This window comes from Microbacterium aurantiacum (assembly GCF_031625015.1).
Lineage (GTDB): Bacteria > Actinomycetota > Actinomycetes > Actinomycetales > Microbacteriaceae > Microbacterium > Microbacterium aurantiacum.
This window is the reverse complement of record NZ_JAHWXH010000001.1, coordinates 438,134-456,606: the sequence shown is the minus strand read 5'-3', so window position 1 is coordinate 456,606 and position 18,473 is coordinate 438,134. Positions and strand designations below refer to the sequence as shown.

At 70.6% G+C, this 18,473-nt stretch carries 16 protein-coding genes; 11 read left to right on the top strand and 5 right to left on the bottom strand.

Annotated elements, in window-relative coordinates:
* Window positions 1–49 precede the first annotated feature (49 nt).
* Both KZC50_RS02095 and KZC50_RS02090 read right to left on the bottom strand, forming a co-directional pair.
* Window positions 50–1,843 carry a DUF4012 domain-containing protein gene (locus KZC50_RS02095; protein WP_310890468.1) on the bottom strand — a complete coding sequence of 598 codons (1,794 nt, stop codon included), beginning with the start codon at window positions 1,841–1,843 and terminating at the stop codon, window positions 50–52.
* Window positions 1,844–1,863: 20 nt separating this feature from the next.
* Window positions 1,864–3,174: a UDP-glucose dehydrogenase family protein gene (locus KZC50_RS02090; protein WP_310890467.1), complete on the bottom strand. Its 1,311-nt coding sequence runs from the start codon at window positions 3,172–3,174 to the stop codon at window positions 1,864–1,866.
* A gap of 163 nt (window positions 3,175–3,337) precedes the next feature.
* Here KZC50_RS02090 and KZC50_RS02085 point away from each other — a divergent pair, with 163 nt between their 5' ends.
* Complete coding sequence (locus KZC50_RS02085; protein WP_310890466.1) at window positions 3,338–3,937, top strand: PepSY domain-containing protein; 600 nt, start codon at window positions 3,338–3,340, stop codon at window positions 3,935–3,937.
* Window positions 3,938–4,043: 106 nt separating this feature from the next.
* On the opposite strand, the gene KZC50_RS02080 is transcribed toward KZC50_RS02085, so the two are convergent.
* Window positions 4,044–4,307 carry a hypothetical protein gene (locus tag KZC50_RS02080; RefSeq protein WP_301132243.1) on the bottom strand — a complete coding sequence of 88 codons (264 nt, stop codon included), beginning with the start codon at window positions 4,305–4,307 and terminating at the stop codon, window positions 4,044–4,046.
* Between KZC50_RS02080 and KZC50_RS02075 the strand changes: the two genes are divergently transcribed.
* Window positions 4,205–4,645, top strand: a complete 441-nt coding sequence (locus tag KZC50_RS02075; RefSeq protein WP_310891516.1) for a nitrilase-related carbon-nitrogen hydrolase — start codon at window positions 4,205–4,207, stop codon at window positions 4,643–4,645. The genes KZC50_RS02080 and KZC50_RS02075 overlap by 103 nt on opposite strands.
* Window positions 4,646–4,656: 11 nt before the next feature.
* Here the strand turns inward: KZC50_RS02075 and KZC50_RS02070 are convergent, their stop codons facing one another.
* Window positions 4,657–5,256 carry a TetR/AcrR family transcriptional regulator gene (locus tag KZC50_RS02070; RefSeq protein WP_310890465.1) on the bottom strand — a complete coding sequence of 200 codons (600 nt, stop codon included), beginning with the start codon at window positions 5,254–5,256 and terminating at the stop codon, window positions 4,657–4,659.
* A 113-nt stretch (window positions 5,257–5,369) separates the two neighbouring features.
* Between KZC50_RS02070 and KZC50_RS02065 the strand changes: the two genes are divergently transcribed.
* The 8 genes from KZC50_RS02065 (at window position 5,370) to KZC50_RS02030 (ending at window position 17,146) form a co-directional block, all read left to right on the top strand.
* A complete protein-coding gene (locus KZC50_RS02065) occupies window positions 5,370–6,896 on the top strand; it encodes an ABC transporter substrate-binding protein (protein ID WP_310890464.1) in 1,527 nt (508 codons plus the stop codon).
* A gap of 55 nt (window positions 6,897–6,951) precedes the next feature.
* Window positions 6,952–7,893 (top strand): ABC transporter permease, encoded by a 942-nt coding sequence (locus KZC50_RS02060; protein ID WP_236968000.1) that lies wholly within the window; start codon window positions 6,952–6,954, stop codon window positions 7,891–7,893.
* Entirely contained in the window at window positions 7,893–9,665 is a 1,773-nt protein-coding gene (locus tag KZC50_RS02055; protein ID WP_310890463.1) for an ATP-binding cassette domain-containing protein, read from the top strand. The genes KZC50_RS02060 and KZC50_RS02055 overlap by 1 nt, the downstream gene beginning before the upstream one ends.
* Window positions 9,662–10,510 (top strand): ATP-binding cassette domain-containing protein, encoded by an 849-nt coding sequence (locus KZC50_RS02050; protein WP_236968002.1) that lies wholly within the window; start codon window positions 9,662–9,664, stop codon window positions 10,508–10,510. The genes KZC50_RS02055 and KZC50_RS02050 overlap by 4 nt, the downstream gene beginning before the upstream one ends.
* The gene (locus KZC50_RS02045; protein WP_310890462.1) at window positions 10,507–12,321 is read left to right on the top strand and encodes a glycoside hydrolase family 3 protein; all 1,815 of its coding nucleotides are present in this window, start codon (window positions 10,507–10,509) and stop codon (window positions 12,319–12,321) included. Before KZC50_RS02050 ends, KZC50_RS02045 begins: the two co-directional genes overlap by 4 nt.
* A complete protein-coding gene (locus KZC50_RS02040; RefSeq protein ID WP_310890461.1) occupies window positions 12,318–15,095 on the top strand; it encodes an alpha-L-rhamnosidase in 2,778 nt (925 codons plus the stop codon). The genes KZC50_RS02045 and KZC50_RS02040 overlap by 4 nt, the downstream gene beginning before the upstream one ends.
* Before the next feature lie 282 nt (window positions 15,096–15,377).
* Window positions 15,378–16,646: a glycoside hydrolase family 32 protein gene (locus KZC50_RS02035; RefSeq protein WP_310890460.1), complete on the top strand. Its 1,269-nt coding sequence runs from the start codon at window positions 15,378–15,380 to the stop codon at window positions 16,644–16,646.
* Window positions 16,643–17,146, top strand: coding sequence for a hypothetical protein (locus KZC50_RS02030; RefSeq protein ID WP_236968006.1), 504 nt, complete (start codon window positions 16,643–16,645; stop codon window positions 17,144–17,146). Before KZC50_RS02035 ends, KZC50_RS02030 begins: the two co-directional genes overlap by 4 nt.
* A 4-nt stretch (window positions 17,147–17,150) precedes the next feature.
* On the opposite strand, the gene KZC50_RS02025 is transcribed toward KZC50_RS02030, so the two are convergent.
* Window positions 17,151–17,369, bottom strand: coding sequence for a hypothetical protein (locus KZC50_RS02025; protein ID WP_310890459.1), 219 nt, complete (start codon window positions 17,367–17,369; stop codon window positions 17,151–17,153).
* Between KZC50_RS02025 and KZC50_RS02020 the strand changes: the two genes are divergently transcribed.
* A complete protein-coding gene (locus KZC50_RS02020) occupies window positions 17,369–18,319 on the top strand; it encodes a diacylglycerol/lipid kinase family protein (protein WP_310890458.1) in 951 nt (316 codons plus the stop codon). The genes KZC50_RS02025 and KZC50_RS02020 overlap by 1 nt on opposite strands.
* Window positions 18,320–18,473 lie beyond the last annotated feature (154 nt).

Below are 18,473 nucleotides of genomic sequence, written 5' to 3'. Positions count from 1 at the left end.
CGGTATGACGGTTCCATGTCGCCGGGATGAGAGTACGGTCACGATCGGGTCAAGGCCCAGCATCCCCGCACGCCGCCGTCGGGACGGAGGATGTTTTCACACCGGGGGTCTGGACGACCTCCAGCACGGATGCCGCGGGCTCGGCGGTGTCGGCCCGGACGGTCGCGGTCGCGCTCTCTCCGGGGGCCAGGTCGACCGAGAACGTGAGGACCCGGCGTCCGTCGTGGACGCCGCCGCCGAAGCCGCTCCCGTCGCTCATCGTCGCATCGGCGAGGCTGAAGCCGGTCGGCAGGTAGAGGTAGCCGACGGTGCGGGCGACGCCCGGCGGGATACCGAAGCTGCCGCCGCCGGTGATGTAGTCCGGCAGGGTCGCGGCATCCGCCGGTGCATCGTTGCGGACCGTCACGGTGAGCTCGGCCTGACCGGTGACCCCGCGGGGGCCGGCTATGCAGGAGGTCCACGCGACGGTCGTGTCCGCGCCGGCGTAGTAGGTCATCTTCGACCCGGTGCCGTCGTTGAGATACACCCCGAAGCGTGCGATGTCGGCATCCGTGCGAGGGAGGGCCCCGGCGAGCGTCGTGTCGGCGAGGAGGGCTTGGTCGTCGTCGTGGTCGCTCCACAGCAGGAGGCGGCGCTCGTCGCCGGAGCGGGCGAGGGCGCTCACCAGGTCGGCGGGAGCGAACCCGCCGGAGGAGAGTGCATCGAAGACGGATGCCGCGGCGGCTGCGAAGAACTTATCCTGCTCGTCCGGGTCCTCGTATCGGAGGTAAGCCTCGTTGAGGAGGAGGGGAACGGCGTTCTCGGTGGTGAGCACGTCACCGGTCGGCAGTTCCACCGGCCCGGTGGCCGCGAGCAGGTAGGAGAGGGCGACCGGATCCATCGCGATCACGCCGTCGACGCGCTGACCGTCGTGCTCGCGCGCCCACATCTCCTGGGCCAGATGCGCGGCGAGGGGGAAATCGGGCACCTGCGTGACGTTCTGAATCCATCGGCCGGGGCGCTCGCCGTAGATGCTCTGCACCTCGGGACCGAGCGGGAGGACCGAGGCGTCTGAGACGGAGAAATCACGCGAGGACTCCTGCGCGGCGAGCGACATCCGGCCGTCGTCGGTGGCGAGCAGGGCCACGGCGCCGGGGATGCCCCCGAGGGAGCGCCACTCGGCGTTGTTCTGGAACAGGATGAGGTAGTTGCGGGGGCCGTCGGCGCCGAGCATCCCCGGGATGAGGGCGGTCGCGCGCGCGAGGGCACCGGCACCGACCTGGACCTCGTCGAGGAGGTCGGAGACCTCGTCGACGGCGTCGCGGAGCGGTGCGAGGAGCGCAGGGCGGTCGAGGCCGTCGAGGGCCGCGGCGGCGTCGCGCACCCCGGCGGCTCCCGCGGCGGCCGGCTCCTCCAGTGCGGTGAAGGCGGCGAGATCGATGCGTCCGTCGACGGGTGCGAGGGAATCCACCGAGAACGACGACGCCACGTCGACCAGCGGCGCGAGGGCGGATCCCGCGACGTCGTCGAGCGACGCCGCCACCGTCGAGACGGCGCGCAGCTGCGGGCCGATCCAGGCCACGCCCTCGGCGGCGCGCCACACCGGATCGCTCGTGAGGCGGTGCGCGGCGGCGGTTTCCGCGGAGATCTCCGCGATCGCGTCGGCGGCGGTCGCGGGATCGGCGAGCGACGCGCGCGCGGCGACCGCAGCGGTCTGAGCGTCACGCAGGTGGCCGTAGGCGAGGGCGCCGCGGATGCCGATCCACGCCGCAGCCAGGACCGTCAGGCCCACGAGCACGGCCAGGACGATCACGAACACCCGTCCGGCGGTCCGTGCCGGGCGGGGGAGGGTGGGGGTCGTCACGAGCCCAGCCTACGGAACCGTCAGGGGCGGCCCATCCCGGTGTAGGTGAAGCCGGCCGCCCGCCAGGCGGCGGCATCCAGGCAGTTGCGTCCGTCGACGATGACCCGCTGGGCGACGAGGGACGCCGCGTGCGTGGGGTCGAGCTCGCGCCGGTACTCGTCCCATTCGGTGACGACGATCACGGCATCCGCGTCCTTCAGCGCCTCATCGCGGTCGGCGACGTAGGTCAGCTGGGGGTGGACGCGGCGGGCGTTATCGATCGCCTCGGGGTCGGTGACGACGACGTTCGCGCCGAGGCCCTTGAGGCGCACGGCGACGTCGAGGGCGGGGGAGTCGCGGATGTCGTCGCTGTGCGGCTTGAACGCCGCGCCGAGGACCGCGATCTTCCGCTCGAACACCTGGCCGTCGAGGGCGTTCACGACCAGCTCGACCGCGCGGTCGCGACGGCGGAGGTTGATCGCGTCGACCTCGCGGAGGAACGCGATCGACTCACCGCGCCCGAGCTCTTCGGCGCGGGCCGAGAACGCGCGGATGTCCTTGGGGAGGCACCCGCCGCCGAAGCCGATGCCGGCGCCGAGGAAGCGGCGGCCGATGCGGGCATCGTGGCCGATCGCGTCGGCGAGGGTGGACACGTCCGCGCCGGTGACCTCGGCGATCTCCGCCATGGCGTTGATGAAGCTGATCTTCGTGGCGAGGAACGCGTTCGCGGCGACCTTCACGAGCTCAGCAGTGGCGAGATCGGTGACGATGAAGGGCGTGTTCTTCGCGACCGAGGGGTGGTAGACCTCGCGGAGGATGTCGGCGGCGCGCTCGCCGGCAGCACCCTCGGGGACGCCGGCGACCAGCCGGTCGGGGTCGATGGTGTCCTGCACGGCCCAACCCTCGCGGAGGAACTCCGGGTTCCACACCAGCGTCGCACCCGTCGGAGCGACTCTCTCGGTGAGGGCTGCGGCGGTGCCGACGGGGACCGTCGACTTGCCCGCGACGATGTCGCCCTCGGCGAGGAAGGGGACGAGCGCGTCGACCGCGGCGTTCACATAGGTGAGGTCCGCGGCATAGCTGTCCTTCTGCTGAGGCGTGCCCACGCCGACGAAATGCACCGCGGCACCGCGGGCTTCGGCCATGTCGGTCGAGAAGCGGAGCCTCCCCGACGCGATTCCCTCGGTGAGGATGTCCTGCAGGCCGGGTTCGAAGAACGGCGCCTCGCCCTTCGAGAGCGCGGCGATCTTGCGCTCGTCCACGTCGATACCGACCACGTCGTGCCCGATCGAGGCCATGGCCGCCGCGTGGACGGCGCCGAGGTAGCCGCATCCGATGACAGAAAGTCGCACGTGATCTCCTGGGGTGAGGGTTCCGAAGGAGGCCCGGAGGGCCGGAACAAGCTTTACATCTCTACCAGACGTGCGTGACACCGTTGTTTCGTGGCGCCTAGCATCGACGCGCGCGCGAGGCAAGGCACCCCGCGATGCAGGCGGCGGCCGTCACGCTGGATGCATGGCACGCTCTTCTTTCCCACTCCGCCGCGCTCTCGCCGTCGGACTCGCCGCAACCGCCTTGGCGCTGACCTCGTGCTCGCCGCCCGAGCCCGTGGCGCCCGTGGGGCCCGCGCCATCGGCGGAGGGTGCGCCCTCTGCGGAGGCGTCGCCCTCGGCGTCCGCTCCCGCCGCCGGGTCGGGGGCCGAAGCCGACGTCGTCGCGCAGTACGAGGCGGCGCGCGCCGCGGTCGACCTGGCCGAGCGCACCGCAGGCGGGATGGCCTTCGAGCTGGACGACGAGGACGGCGGCAACTGGGAGGTCCGCGTCGCGGTCGAGAACGAGGAGTTCGAGGTCGTCGTGGATGCCGCCGGCACCGAGGTGCTGCGCAGCGAGCGCGACGACTCGCTCGACGGAGAGGACGCGGGACGCCTGAACGGCGTGCAGATCAGCCTCTCCGAGGCGATCGGGATCGCCGTGTCCGAGTACACCGGCACCGCGCGTCTGGACGACGCCGACCTCACGACCGAGGGCGACACCGTGGCGTGGGAGATCGGCTTCGTCGACGACGTGGAGATCTACCTCGACGTGCTCGACGGCCGGGTCATCCGCGTCGACTGACGGCCGGCGCCCGGTCGGTGGCGGCCCGCCACCCGTCGAAAACGCGGGAGATCCGGATGCTGAGGGTCGATCTGAGGGCCGCCGGCGTTGGCATTTCCCGCGTTTTTCACGGCGATGTCGTCACAGCGGCCGCTTGCACGGCAGCGATGGCCACGTCGACGGCCAGCGCGAACCCCGCAGACGCACGCGAGGCGTCGTCCTCACGGGCCGCCGCGGCGAACAGCTCGGGGTTCTCCGCCGGGTCTGCCTGCCACAGCGGCACCGGCGATCCTGCATCCACCGCCGAACCGAGGACCACCGCGTCGATCATGGCGGCGAAGGCCATTCGGCGGTCCACCGGGGTGCCGAAGTCACGGAGGATCTCGAACAACGCAGGCGCTCGCGGGCGCCGACATCCTCTTGATCCCGACCGCCGTGCCGGATGCCGAAGAGGGCATGGGCGATCTCGGCGAGGCCTGGCAATACTTCGCGTCGCTCACGTCGACCTTGCAGGTGCCCGCCCGTGCCCTTGAGAGCGGGGTCGCGATCGCCTACGCCAACCACTGCGGCCCGGGTTTCACCGGCCGCAGCTGTATCGCGACACCGTTCGGTCGTCACGCGGTGCTCCTCGGCGACAGCGAGGACGTCGCGGTCGCGCGGATCCCGCTGGATGCCGTGCGCCACGCGCGGGCCGTGAACACGTACGGCCCCGACCTCGCACGGGGCTGAGCGTCCGCTTCCTACAGCGGGACGGTCAGGAAGCCCGACAGGATGCGGCGGATCACCGCGGATTGATGTATGCCGGAATCGGTATAGAGGGCTTGGAGTTGGAGGCCGTCGGAGAGGGCGACGTACGTCCGAGCCGCGTCGGCGGGGAGCATGTCGTCCCGCAGCAGGCCATCGGCTTGTAGTTGGAGGAAGCTCGAGAGCACGTTGTCGTAGATCAGTGCGTATCGATCGTGGAAGTACTCGTGCATCGGGTGATCGACGTCTGTGGCCTCTGCGGCGATGATCGCGAACATGCGAGTCAGATCTCGGTCGGCCTCGTCGCGTTCGGCGATCGCAACGAGCCCTCGCAGGAGGTCGAGGCCACTGCGCCCCTCCAGACGGGTCTGCGCGTCGAGGTCACGGCGCTCGAAAACGGCTTCGAGGAGCTCGGTCTTGCTGGCGAAGTGGTGGGTGAGACCGGGCGCGGTCATACCGGCGCGCTTGGCGATCTCCGCGACCGTGGCGCCACTGAAGCCGACTTGCGAGAAGACGGAGAAGGCGGCGTCGACGATCTGCTCTCGACGCTGAGCGGTCTTGCGGTACTCCCCGCGGGCTTTCGCCGGTATCGCCATCGCATCAAGATAACAACACGGTAAAAACCTTTGCGCTCTAAGAAATTGGTGTTAGCGTGACGACGTTGGCTCGACGCCGCAGTCGCAATCACCTGTACCCGGAAGGACGTGCGATGACGCACCGTAAGACCGCCCTCACCCTCGCCGCACTCGGCACCGTCTCCGCGCTGGCTCTCGCCGGTTGTTCCTCGACGCCCGGAGGTGGGACCGACGATGCGGAGCTTCGTCTCGGAATGGTCACGCCGCTGACGTCCTTCGCCCCGTGGGAGGCGTCGTGGGCGAACCAGTCCCCGTATCTCCAAGCGGTCTACGACACGCTGCTGCGTGCCGAGCCGGACGGCACGGTCGTCCCCGGGCTCGCGAGCGAGTGGGTGTGGAATGAGGATCGCACCGAACTCACGCTCACATTGCGCGAGGGCGTGGAGTTCAGCGACGGTGAGGCATTGACGTCCGAGGTCGTCGCCGAGTCGCTGACGCGATTCCGCGACGGGACCAGTGAGAACGCGAGCTTCCTCGCGGCGGTCGAGAGCATCGAGACGCCGGACGCGAACACCGCCGTCATCGTCCTGTCCGAGCCCGATCCGGCCCTGGAGACCTATCTGACCCAGAACGCCGGACTCGTCGGTGGCTCGGCGATGTGGGACTCCGCCGACGCGCAGACCACTCCGATCGGCACGGGCCCCTACACGCTGGACGCCTCGGGCACCGTCCCCGGTTCGACCTACGTCTTCGAGGCGAAGGAGGACTACTGGGATCCCGAGTCCGTGCACTATGACGAGATCATCATGAACGTCTACGGCGACGCGACGGCCCTCATGAACGCCGTCAAGGGCGGCCAGGTCGATGCGACGAACACCCAGACCCCCAGCCAGATCCCGGAGGCCGAGGCGGCCGGGTACACGGCGAACCTCATCGAGCAGACCTGGACCGGATTCGTCCTCGCCGACCGCGACGGCACGCTCAATCCGGCGCTCGGAGACCCCCTGGTGCGTCAGGCGTTCAACCTGTCGCTCGATCGAGAGGGTCTCGTCCAGGCGCTCGCCGGGGGCTACGGCACCCCGACGACCCAGGTCTTCTCGACCACGTCCGGCGCGTACGTCGACGCGCTCGACGACGCCTACCCCTACGACCCCGAGCGGGCGCGGGAGCTGCTCGCAGAGGCGGGGTACCCCGACGGCGTGACGATCACGATGCCCTCGAGCGACTTCGTGCCGGAATCGACCTTCGCGCTCTACTCCGAGCAGCTCGGCGAAGGCGGCTTCGACATCGTGTGGGAGATGTCCGGAGACGACTTCTTCGGACAGCTCCTCGGCGGCAGCTACGAGGCCTTCTCGATGCAGCTGCAGGTCGACCCGACGCCGTGGCAGACGATGCAATTCTCGATGCTCCCCTGGTCGACGTGGAACCCCTTCCGCGTCGAGGACCCGCAGATCATGGAGTACATGACCGAGCTGCGCACCGCGGAGGGTGCCGAGGCCGAAGCGATCGGCGCCGAGCTCAACACCTACATCGTGGAGCAGGCCTGGTACGCACCGGTGTTCCGCAACCAGAGCGCCTTCCTCACGAACGCGGACACCGTCGTCGAGATGCAGAGCGACAACGCGGTGCCCTACCTCTGGAACATCACCCCCGCACAGTAGACCGCCCGCCGGAGCGGGAGGACGCACCTCCCGCTCCGGCCAACGGAAGACACCCATGATCCCGTACATTCTGCGCAGGCTCCTCGAGGGAGCAGTCACGGTCGTGACGCTCGCCGTGGCCGCCTTCTTCCTCCTCTACCTCGGTGCGCGCGACACCGCGCGCAACATCGTCGGTCAGACCGCATCACTGGAGATCGTCGCTCGCAAGGAGGCCGAGCTCGGACTCGACCGGCCGATCGCGGTGCAGTTCGCCGACTGGGCCGGATCCGCGCTGACCGGCGACTTCGGTCGCTCCTGGTTCACCGGCGAGCCGGTGGCGGATGCCGTCGTCGGGCGTTTGCCGGTCACCCTGTCGCTCACCATCGGTGCGGTGGTGCTCTCCGCGATCGTCGCCATCGTCATCGGTGCGCTCGCCGCCGGGCGCCGAGGAGCGGCCGATCGCTCGGTGCAGATCCTCTCCGTCGTCGGGGCTTCGATCCCCGGATTCCTCCTCGCGCTGATCCTGGTCGTGATCTTCGCGCTGAACCTCGGGTGGTTCCCGGCCACCGGCTACGTCCGGCCCGAGGCATCGGTGCTGGGGTGGCTCGCCACCATCACCCTCCCGGTCATCGCGCTGTCGGTCGGGGCGATCGCCGCCGTCGCCCAGCAGGTACGCGGCTCGATGATCGACGCGCTGCGTCTGGACTACGTCCGAACGCTCCGCGCCCGTGGGCTCCCGGACCGGCGCGTGGTCTATCGCCACGTCCTGCGCAACGCCGCAGGGCCCGCCCTCAGCATGCTCGGCCTGCAGTTCGTCATCATCTTCGGCGGCGCTGTCGTCGTCGAGCAGGTGTTCTCCCTCCCCGGCCTCGGGCAGTCCGCGATCTCGGCGACATCGCGGGGTGACGTTCCGCTCATCATGGGCGTCATCCTGGTCACCGCTGTGATCGTCGTGCTCGTCAACCTCGCCGTCGACCTCGCGCAGGCCTGGCTCAATCCGAAAGTGCGGCTCAGCTGATGACCACCACTTCCATCCCCACCCCGCCGGCGCCGCGCGGTTCGATCGCCGCCCGGATGCTGCGCAATCCGCTGGGCGTCATCGCGGCGAGCTTCCTGCTCCTCGTCCTCCTCGTGGCCGCGATCGGGCCCTTCCTGGTTCCGTTCGACCCGACGAAGTCGGTGCTCGCAAACGTGTTCCTCCCGCCGGGTACGGAATACCTCCTCGGTGGCGACAGTGCGGGCCGCGACGTCCTGTCTCGACTGGTCGTGGCCACCTCGGTCAGCCTTGCGGGCGCGACGATCACCGTCGTCGTCGCTGCCCTGCTCGGCATCCCCGCCGGTCTCATCGCCGGATACCGCGGCGGGTGGGCCGACTCGATCATCGCGTGGGCGGCGGGTCTCCTGCTCGCGCTGCCCGGGATCGTCGTGCTCCTCGCTGCGCGCGCGGTCATCGGCCCGTCGATGTGGACCATCATGGCGATCTTCGGCGTCATCGTCGCGCCCTCCTACTACCGCGTCGTCTTCAACGCCGTCCGCGCCGTGCGCGAAGAGCTGTACATCGATGCCGCGCGGGTCGCGGGTCTGAGTGACTGGCGCATTATCGGGCGCCATGTGCTCACCGCGGTGCGCGCCCCTGCCATCCTGCTGACGTCGGGTGTCTTCGCAGTCGGCATCGGCATCCAGGCCACCCTCGACTTCCTCGGTCTCGGGGATCCGTCGCTGCCGACCTGGGGAGGAATGCTCTCCGAGGGCTTCTACAACATCTTCCGCGCGCCGACCCTGCTCATCTGGCCGACCGTGGCGATCGCGCTGACCTGCATCGCCTTCACCCTGTTCGGCACGGCGCTGCGGGACGAGCTCGAACTCGCGGGGGACAAGGTCCGCCGCGCATCCGCGGGCTGGGTCGAACCGGATGTGCGACCGGAACCGCCGATCGTGCACGCCGAGAGCCCGGACACCGCGTCGGCACCGCTACTCGACGTCAGCGACCTCTCCGTCGCCTACCCGGTGGAGGGCGGGTGGAAGACGGTGGTGGACGCGATCTCGCTGCGCATCCGCCCCGGCGAGGTGCACGCCCTGATCGGAGAGTCCGGGTCGGGCAAGACCCAGACCGCATGGTCGATCCTGGGCCTCCTCCCGCAGGGCGGCACCGTGGTCTCGGGCAGCATCGTGTTCGAGGACACCCAGCTGGCCGGTGCGGACGCGGCGACGCTCGCCGGCCTGCGCGGACACCGCATCGGGTATGTGCCGCAAGAGCCGTTGAGCAACCTCGACCCCTCGTACACCGTGGGGCATCAGCTCGTCGAGCCGATGCGGGTCGTTCTCGGACTTCCTCGTGGCGAGGCGAAGGCGCGTGCCCTGGAGCTGCTGCGCAAGGTCGGGATCCCCGACCCCGCGCGGACTTTCCGGGCCTATCCGCACGAGATATCCGGGGGGATGGCGCAGCGAGTGCTCATCGCCGGTGCGATCGCGTGCGAGCCTTCGCTCATCATCGCCGATGAGCCCACGACGGCGCTGGATGTGACGGTGCAGGCCGAGATCTTGGAACTCCTGCGCCATGCACAACGCGAGACCGGGGCGGCGATGCTCCTCGTCACCCACAACTTCGGCGTCGTCGCCGACCTCGCCGACCGCGTCTCGGTCATGCGCACCGGGACGATCGTCGAGACGGGGCCGGTCCTGGCGGTCTTCGACGAGCCTCGTCACCCGTACACCCGGGCTCTCTTCGGCGCCCTCCTCGACGATGCCCCGCCGCGCGAGGACCTGACCACCTCGGAGGTGTCGCGATGACCGCGTCCTCGTCGCTGCTCGAGATCGAGGATCTCGAGGTCACCTATGTCGCCCGTGGCCTCCGGTCACGCTCCTTCCGCGCGCTCGCGGGGGTGAGCCTGGATATCCGGCCGGGCGAGACGGTGGGACTGGTCGGCGAGTCCGGCTCGGGAAAGAGCACGCTCGGCCGCGCCATCCTCGGCCTCGCGCCCGTGACCGCCGGCGTCATCCGCTACCGCGATCGCGACATCGCGCACCTCGGGAGAAGGGAGCGGCGCGCGCTCTCGAGCGACATCCAGGTCATCTTCCAGGACCCGTATTCCTCCCTCAGCCCCTCCCTGACCGTGGGAGACACGCTCGCCGAGCCGCTGCGCGCGCAGGGGATGGCCGGCCGCGACGCCACGGCGCGGATCGCGGAGCTGCTCGATCTCGTCGGGATGCCGTCGGATTCGGTGCGACGGCTCCCCCGTGAGTTCAGCGGCGGACAGCGCCAGCGCGTGGCGATCGCTCGCGCTCTGGCGCTCGAACCGGCACTCATCGTGTGCGACGAGCCCGTCTCCGCACTCGACCTGACGACCCAGGCGCGCGTGCTGGACCTGCTGAAGGAGGTGCAGCAACGGACGGGTGTGGCGTATCTCTTCGTCTCGCACGATCTCAACGTCGTCCGGGTCATGAGCCACCGCGTTTCGGTGATGTACCGAGGAGAGATCGTCGAACACGGTCCGGCGGCGCAGGTCACGACCGCCCCGGCCCATCCCTACACCCAGCGCCTGCTGCTGGCTTCACCCGTGGCGGATCCCCGCGCGCAGGCCGAGCGCCGCGCCGAGTTCGCCCGCACCCGACCCCAGACGGAGAACGCCGCATGACCGGCACCACACTGAGCCCCGCCATCTCATCATCGACCGACATCGACGTGCGCGCACGCACGATCGTCGAGCGGATGACCGTGGCGGAGCGCGTCGGACTGCTGTTCCACCCCATGATCTTCGTGGGCTCGCCCGTCGAGGTCGACCAGCCGTCACCCCTCGGACCCTCGCTGCGCGAGCTGATCGTCGAGCGCGGCATCCGTTACTTCTGCCTCGGCGCGATTCCCCCGGTGGCGCATGTCCGCGAGGCGCTCGACGATCTCCAGGCACTCGCCCGGTCGACCGGGTCGCGATTGCCGATCGTCTTCTCCACCGACCCGCGTCACTCGTTCGTCCAGAACGACGGCGCGAGTCACCGGGCCGACGGCGTCTCGCAATGGCCGGAACCCATCGGGCTGGGCGCGATCGGCGACGAAGACCTCGTCCGACGCTTCGGCGAGGTCGTGCGTGCCGACTATCGGGCCCTCGGTATCCGGATGGCGCTGCACCCGCAGATCGACCTCGCCACGGAGCCGCGTTGGGCGCGCCAGGCGCAGAGTTTCGGGGCCGACCCCGAGCACAGCGCCCGTCTGGTCCGCGCGTACCTCGAGGGGCTGCAGGGGGCGCATCTCGGACCGGAGAGCATCGCCGCGACGACGAAGCACTTCCCCGGCGGTGGGCCGCAGAAGGACGGCGAGGATCCGCACTTCGTGTATGGCCGCGAGCAGGTGTATCCCGGCGGTCGGTTCGAGGATCACCTCGTTCCCTTCCGTGCCGCGATCGAGGCGGGAACGGCCGCGATCATGCCCTACTACGGCATGCCGGTCGGACTGGACCTGCATGGAGAGCGGATCGAAGAGGTCGGCTTCGCCTTCAACCGTCAGCTGATCACCGGGCTTCTGCGTGAGCGGCTCGGCTTCGACGGCGTCGTGCTCAGCGACTTCGGTCTCGTCACCGACGCGACCGTATTCGGCAAGCCGTTCCCCGCGCGGGCGTGGGGAGTGGAGCACCTGTCGCCGATCGAGCGCGTTCGGCGCCTCTTCGACGCCGGCGTCGACCAGCTCGGCGGGGAGAACGACCCGGCTCTGGTCTTGGAACTGATCGATCGCGGCGAGATCGACACGGCCCGCGTCGACGCGTCGGCGACGCGACTGGTGCGCCTCCAGCTGCAACTCGGTTTGCTGGATGAGCCGGATGGCGACGGGCGCGCGAAGGCGGAAGGCGATGCGGCTGCCGGGGGTGCGGATGGGTTCGTCGCTTCCCCCGAGCACATCGCGCTCGGGATCCGCGCGCAGTCGCAGGCCATGACGGTCCTCACCGAGCGCGAGGGGATCCTGCCCCTCGGTCCGGAGCTCCGCGTGCACCTGCGCGACCTCGCGCCGGCCGCTGCCCCGGCGGGATGGCAGGTCGTTGCTCCCGAGGACGCGGAGATCGCCGTGGTTCGTGTGGGCGCGCCTTTCGAGCCCCGTGACACCTACTTCCTCGAGAGTTCGATGGAGCAGGGGTCGCTCGCGTTCGACACCACCGTCGTCGACGGCATCCGCGCGCTCGCCGAGCGGATGCCGGTGGTGCTCGTGGTCACGCTCAGTCGCCCCGCGATCCTCACCCCTCTCGCCGACACGGTCGCCGCTCTGGTCGGCGACTTCGGTGCCGGAGACGCCGCGGTGATCGCGGCGCTGACGGGCGAGGTCGAGCCGGTCGGACGCCTGCCGTTCGAGCTTCCGCGCAGCATGGACGCCGTCCGACGCAGCAGCCCCGACGTCCCCTCGGACACGGAGGACCCGCTCTTCCCGATCGGATGGAGCGCGCGCGGCGGGAGTGTGCGCTCGTGAGCGCGCGCGTGGCAGCGCTGCGGGCCGAGTATCGGCGCGACAGTCCGTTCGTGGCGGTCGCCGAGCCGCGGCTGAGCTGGATCGTCGATGCCGCGGATCAGCCCGGCTGGGAGCAGGGGGCTGCGGAGATCCGCCTCGACGGAAAGGCGACCGCGCAGCTCCAGGGTTCCGATCACGCGTTCGTCGCCTGGCCCTTCCCGCCGCTCATGCCGCGGTGCGTGCATCGTGTGGAGGTGCGCGTCTCGGACACCGTCGGAGAGTGGTCCGACTGGAGCGCGCCCCACGAGGTGCGCCTCGGGGCCCTCGCGCCCGGGGAATGGCGGGCGCAGTTCATCGGCCTCGCCGCCCCCGAGCGTCCGGCGCAGCCGGCGCTCCTGCGCCGGACGATCGAGGTCGGCGCCCCGGTTGCGCACGCGACCCTCTACGCCACCGCGCTCGGCGCCCTCTCGGTCTCGATCGACGGACGCGACATCGACGACACCGTGCTCTCGCCGGGATGGACGACGTATGGAGAGCGCATTCTGCACGACGCCGTCGACGTCACGGCGCTGCTCACCGCCGGCGCGCACGAGATCCGCATCGCGCTGACCGGAGCCTGGTACACCGAGGAGTACGGGTTCGGCGGTGAGGGCACGCGCATCTACGGCGAGCAGCCGGCCGCGGCGCTGCAGCTGCATGTGCACTACGCCGACGGATCCGAAGAGATCATCGTCACGGATGCCGGGTGGGAGGCGTCCGCCGGCGGTGAAGTCACGGCATCCGGTATCTACGCCGGGGAGACGATCGACCACCGGCGCCGTCCCGATGCGTGGGCTCCTGCCGCCGTCGTCGCGCACGATGTCGTCCCGGAGATGCGGGCGGCGGAGCCGGTGCGCCGCGTCGACGAGATCGCGGTGCAACAGGTGTTGCGCTCGCCGTCGGGGGCGGTGCTGCTGGACTTCGGACAGAACCTCGTCGGACGCCTGCGGGTGCGCGTCGCGGGGCCGGAGGGCACCGAGGTCGTGTTGCGGCACGCGGAGGTGCTCGAGGACGGCGAGCTCGGCATCCGCCCCCTCCGCCGCGCCGCCGCGACGGATCGGCTGATCCTCGCGGGCGGGGGCGCGGACGAGGTCTTCGAGCCGAGCGGGACGTTCCACGGATTCCGCTACGCGCAGGTGGACGGGTGGCCCGGAGAGGTCGATCCCGCCGCGATCACCGCCGTGGTGCTCCGTACGGACATGGTGCGCACGGCCTGGTTCGACAGCTCGCACGCGCTGCTGAACCGCCTGCACGAGAACGTCGTGTGGAGCATGAGCGGCAACTTCCTCTCCATCCCGACCGACTGCCCTCAGCGGGACGAGCGCATGGGCTGGACCGGTGACGCGCAGGTGTTCGCGCCGACGGCCGCGACGCTGTTCGACTGCGACGCGATGCTGGGGAGCTGGTTGCGCGACCTCGAGATCGCGCAGAACGCCTTGGGTGGTGTGGTTCCCTTCACGGTGCCGGACGCCCTCCGATTCCCCGTCGGGCCGACCGCGGCGTGGGGAGACGCTGCGACGATCGTCCCCTCCGTCCTCGCGGACCGCTTCGGCGACCGAGCGGTCATCGCCGGGCAGTACGACAGCATGCGCGCCTGGACCGATCGCCTGATCGCGGCGGCAGGACCCGAGGGTGTGTGGCAGGGCGACTCGCAGCTGGGGGACTGGTTGGATCCCTCGGCGCCGCCCGACCAGCCCGGCGCATCCAAGGTCGACGCCGCAATCGTGGCCACCGCCTACCTCTTCCGCTCCGCGCAGCTCACCGCGCGGGCGGCACGCGAGCTCGGGCTCATCGACGATGAGACCCGATACGCCGCGGCGGCCGAGCGAACGCGCGAGGGGTTCCTCCGGACGTTCGTCACCGCGGCGGGACGGATGATGTCCGACGCGCCCACGGCGTACGCGCTCGCGCTGACGTTCGGAATCGTCGATGAGCCCGCGCTGCGCACAGCCCTGGGCGATCGATTGGCCGAGGTCACCCGGCGCGAAGCGTTCCACATCGCGACGGGATTCGTCGGCACCCCGCTCATCCTCGACGCGTTGACGGATGCCGGACACCTCGACGCGGCTGCCCGTCTGCTGCTGCAGGAGGAGTCGCCCTCGTGGTTGCACCCCGTGACGATGGGAGCCACCACGGTGTGGGAGCGGTGGGACTCGATGCTCGAGGACGGATCGATCAACCCCGGGGAGATGACTTCCTTCAACCACTACGCCCTCGGCGCGGTGGTGGACTGGTTCTACCGACGGCTGGTCGGCGTCGCCTCGACCGAACCCGGGTACCGCCGCATCAGGTTCGCACCGGTCTTCCTGCCCGGTATCGACCACGCCTCCGCGCGCATCGACACCGTCGCGGGCACGGTCGCGGCCGGATGGAGGAGGACGGACGCGGGCATCGAGGTCTCGCTCGAGGTTCCGGCGCATTCCCGCGCCGAGCTCGATGTACCCGGCCTGCAAGGCGAGGACATCGGGTCCGGTCAGCACACGTGGGTTGTGGCGAACGCCGGGGCTCCGGCATCCGGTCCCGAAGGAGGGTGGAACCTCGGCACGCCCGTGCGGGTCGTGGCCGATTCTGCAGCCGCCTACCGCGCGGTCATCGACACGCTGCGCGACGCCGACCCGGAGTTGGCGGCGCGCATCCGCAGCCGCACGGATTGGACGCTGCGGAGTCCTCTCGCCGCCGTGCTGTTCGACGTCCCCGGTCCCGTGATGGGGCAGATCGCCGGAGCCCTCGCTCGCCTGGGATCAGGGGGGCGGTGAGGGTGGCGGCGATGCCGACGCCCAGAACGACGCCGATCTTGGTGACGGGGTGCACGATGCGGACGCTCATCCACCCACGCTAGGTCGGCGCTGCGCGGACGACTACCCCGAGACCGCGTGAAGAACGCGGGGGAAATCGACACCAAGAGCCGGTCCAGGAGCGGAAAGTGTCGAAATCTCCCCGGCGTTTGACCGGGACGGAGGCGGGCGCGTCGCCGCGCCAGCCTCCGCGCCGCACCCCGGCGGCTGGCGCGAACGCCCGGCGGCCGGAAGGATGGTCTGATGCGCCCCACCCTGCACTTCACCGCGAGCACCGGCTGGATCAACGACCCGCACGGGATCACGTTCCGGAACGGGCGGTACGAGGCGTTCTACCAGTACGTGCCCGGCAGCACCGCGTGGGCGCCGGGCTGCCACTGGGGCCACGCGAGCGGGCCCGACCTGCTGTCGCTCGCCGAGGGGCCGATCGCCCTCGCTCCGGGCGACGGCGACGGCGGAATCTGGACCGGCTGCATCGTCACGACCGAGGATCCCGCCGACACCGTCGCGTTCTACACCGCGACGTCCGAGCCGAACTTCGCGATCGGGCGCGTGCGCGCGGCGTACCCCCTCGACGAGGACTGGACGCAGTGGCGGAAGGGTGAGGTCGTCGTCGAGGCGCCCCCCGGTGTCGACCTGACGTCGTTCCGCGACCCCGTGGTGCGGCGCGAGGGCGAGGGGTGGCGCATGTTCCTCGGGGGTGAGCACCGCGAGGGCATCGCGATGGCCCTCTCGTGGACGTCTCCCGACCTCCGCACCTGGACCTACGACGGCGTGACGCTCGAGCGCTCGCGCGACGCGACGGACCCCGTCTGGATGGGGGCGCTGTGGGAGTGCCCCCAGTTCGTCACCGTCGACGGCGTGGAGGTCATGATCTCCTCCGTCTGGGAGGCCGACGTCCTCCACTACGCCGGGTACGCCACCGGCACGTACGCCGACGGAAGGTTCGACGCGGCATCCTGGGGCCGCCTCACCTACGGCGAGGGCTACTACGCCCCGTCTCTGTTCTTCGATGCCGACGGGATGCCGTGCCTGGTGTTCTGGATCCGCGGCATCTCCGACGAAGCGGCCGGCTGGGCGGGCGCGCACAGCGTCCCCTTCCGGCTCTCGGTCCCGGACGGGCGCCCCGACGGCGCCCTCATCGCGACGCCGCACCCGGATGTCGACGCGCACCGCGGACCGCTCGCCGCCGACGGCGCGGTGGACGGACTCGCCGCCGACATCGTCTGGGACGGCGCGGCCGGGGAACTCACCGTCGTCTCCGCCGCGGAGGTCGTCGTCTCCGTGACCCGGATCCCGGATGCCGTCGTGGTCCGCATCGGAGATGCGACGTCGACGGTCCCCGCCGCCGGGACCGTGCGGGTGATCCTCGACGGTCCCGTCCTCGAGCTCGCATCCGACGCCGGGCTGTACGCCGCCGCGATCGCTCCCCGGGGTGCCGACCTCCGGGTCACGGCATCCGCCGGCGAACTCGCCGTCTACCCCCTGACGGCCGGACGGAGCGACCGATGACCCGCGCGGACGACACCCTCTCGACGACGCCGCTCGTCAGCGGCGCACCCGTGATCGCGCAGATCCGGACGCTGCTGTGGACGGCCTTCCTGGCATCGATCCTCTCCTCGGTGCTCACCGTGGCGTCGAAGGCCGGGTGCTCGCCCGGCCGTGATGCGTCGGGACGCATGGTGGACGGGAACGGCACGGCCACCGATCTCGAGCCGGTGTGCACGCAGATGACCCTCGCGCCGAGTCCACTCGTCTTCCTCTTCTTCATCGGTGCCGTCCTGTGGGCGATCCGCCGGGTGCTGCGGCGGTCGCCGAACGACGTCGACGCGATCCGCACGCTCCGCCGGACGGCGCGGACGATCGTCATCGTCGCCGCGGTGGCGGTCGTCGTCGCGCAGGTCTGGTTCTGGGTGCTGCCGCTGTACGGGATCGACGGCCAGGGAACCTACGTCTTCCCCTTCCCGTTCGGGTCGGTCGACGTCGTCACCACGCCGATGCCGACGTCCTGACCGGTCAGCTGCGGGCGCTGACGAGGAAGCGGATGAACACCGCGATCCAGCCGAAGATCAGGGCGAACACGACGATCTCGAACGTGCCGACTACCTCGTCACCGATGAGGAGCCCAGCGAGGAGCTGGCGGAGGAGCTGCAGAACGACGGAGTGACTGTACTCACTCCGTGAGCGAGGCGCATCCCCCTCTCTCTCCGCCGTCGGGCGTGCATGATGGACCAATGAGTGCGCGCATCGCCGTCGTGTGGAACCCGTCCAAGACCGAGAAGGACGTCCTCGCCGACGCCCTGGCGGAGGTGCAGGAGAAGGCGGGCACCGTCGGTGACGCCGAGGTGTCCTGGTTCGAGACCACCGTCGACGACCCCGGTCAGGGTGCCACCACCCAGGCGCTGGCCGCCGGAGCCGACCTCATCCTCGTCGCCGGCGGTGACGGGACGGTCCGCGCGGTGGCCGAGGCGCTCGCCGATGCGAAGGCGGACGCCGACCTCGGCGTCGTGCCCCTCGGCACCGGGAACCTCCTCGCCCGGAACCTCGGCATCCCGATCAACGACGTGCCCGCCGCGGTCGAGCGGGCCCTCTCGGGCGACGCGCTGCCGGTCGACGTGGGCTGGGTCGACGTCGAGCTGGAGAACGGGCGGGAGCGGCACGCGTTCGTCGTGATGATCGGCTTCGGGATCGACGCCCACATGATCGCCGAGACCAACGAAGACCTCAAGGCCCGGGCCGGATGGCTGGCGTACGTCGAGTCGCTCGGGCGGGCGCTCACCGCGAGCGACATCGTGCCGTTCCACCTCACCGCCGACGACCTCCCCGGTCGCGACGAGGAGGGGCACACGCTCCTGATCGCCAACTGCGGCACCCTGCAGGGCGGTCTCACCCTCATGCCGGATGCCGATCCCTCCGACGGTGAGCTCGACTACCTGCTGCTGAGCGCCGAGGGTCTCGGCGAATGGCTCGGGACGCTGAAGACGATGGTGTGGGACAACGGCCTCGGGCGCGTGATCGGGAACAAGGACGACGCGACGAACTCCGAGGCCGTCACCCACGGCCGGGCCCGCCGCATCCGGGTGACCCTGCCCGACCCGCGCGAGTTCGAGATCGACGGTGAGGGCATCGGCAAGACCGGCGAGTTCGAGGTCACCCTGCAGCCGGGCGCCATCCGCGTGCGCTGACCGCGGGCGCGGCATCCGCCGGTCTCCGCGGGCGCGGCATCCGTCACCCCAGTTCGCGCCGGCGACGTCGAGAACGCGGGAGATCCGGAGCCTTGGTGACCGCGCGGGCCTGGTCCGTGCGCGTTCGTCCCGCGTTCTCGACGCGTCGACGGGG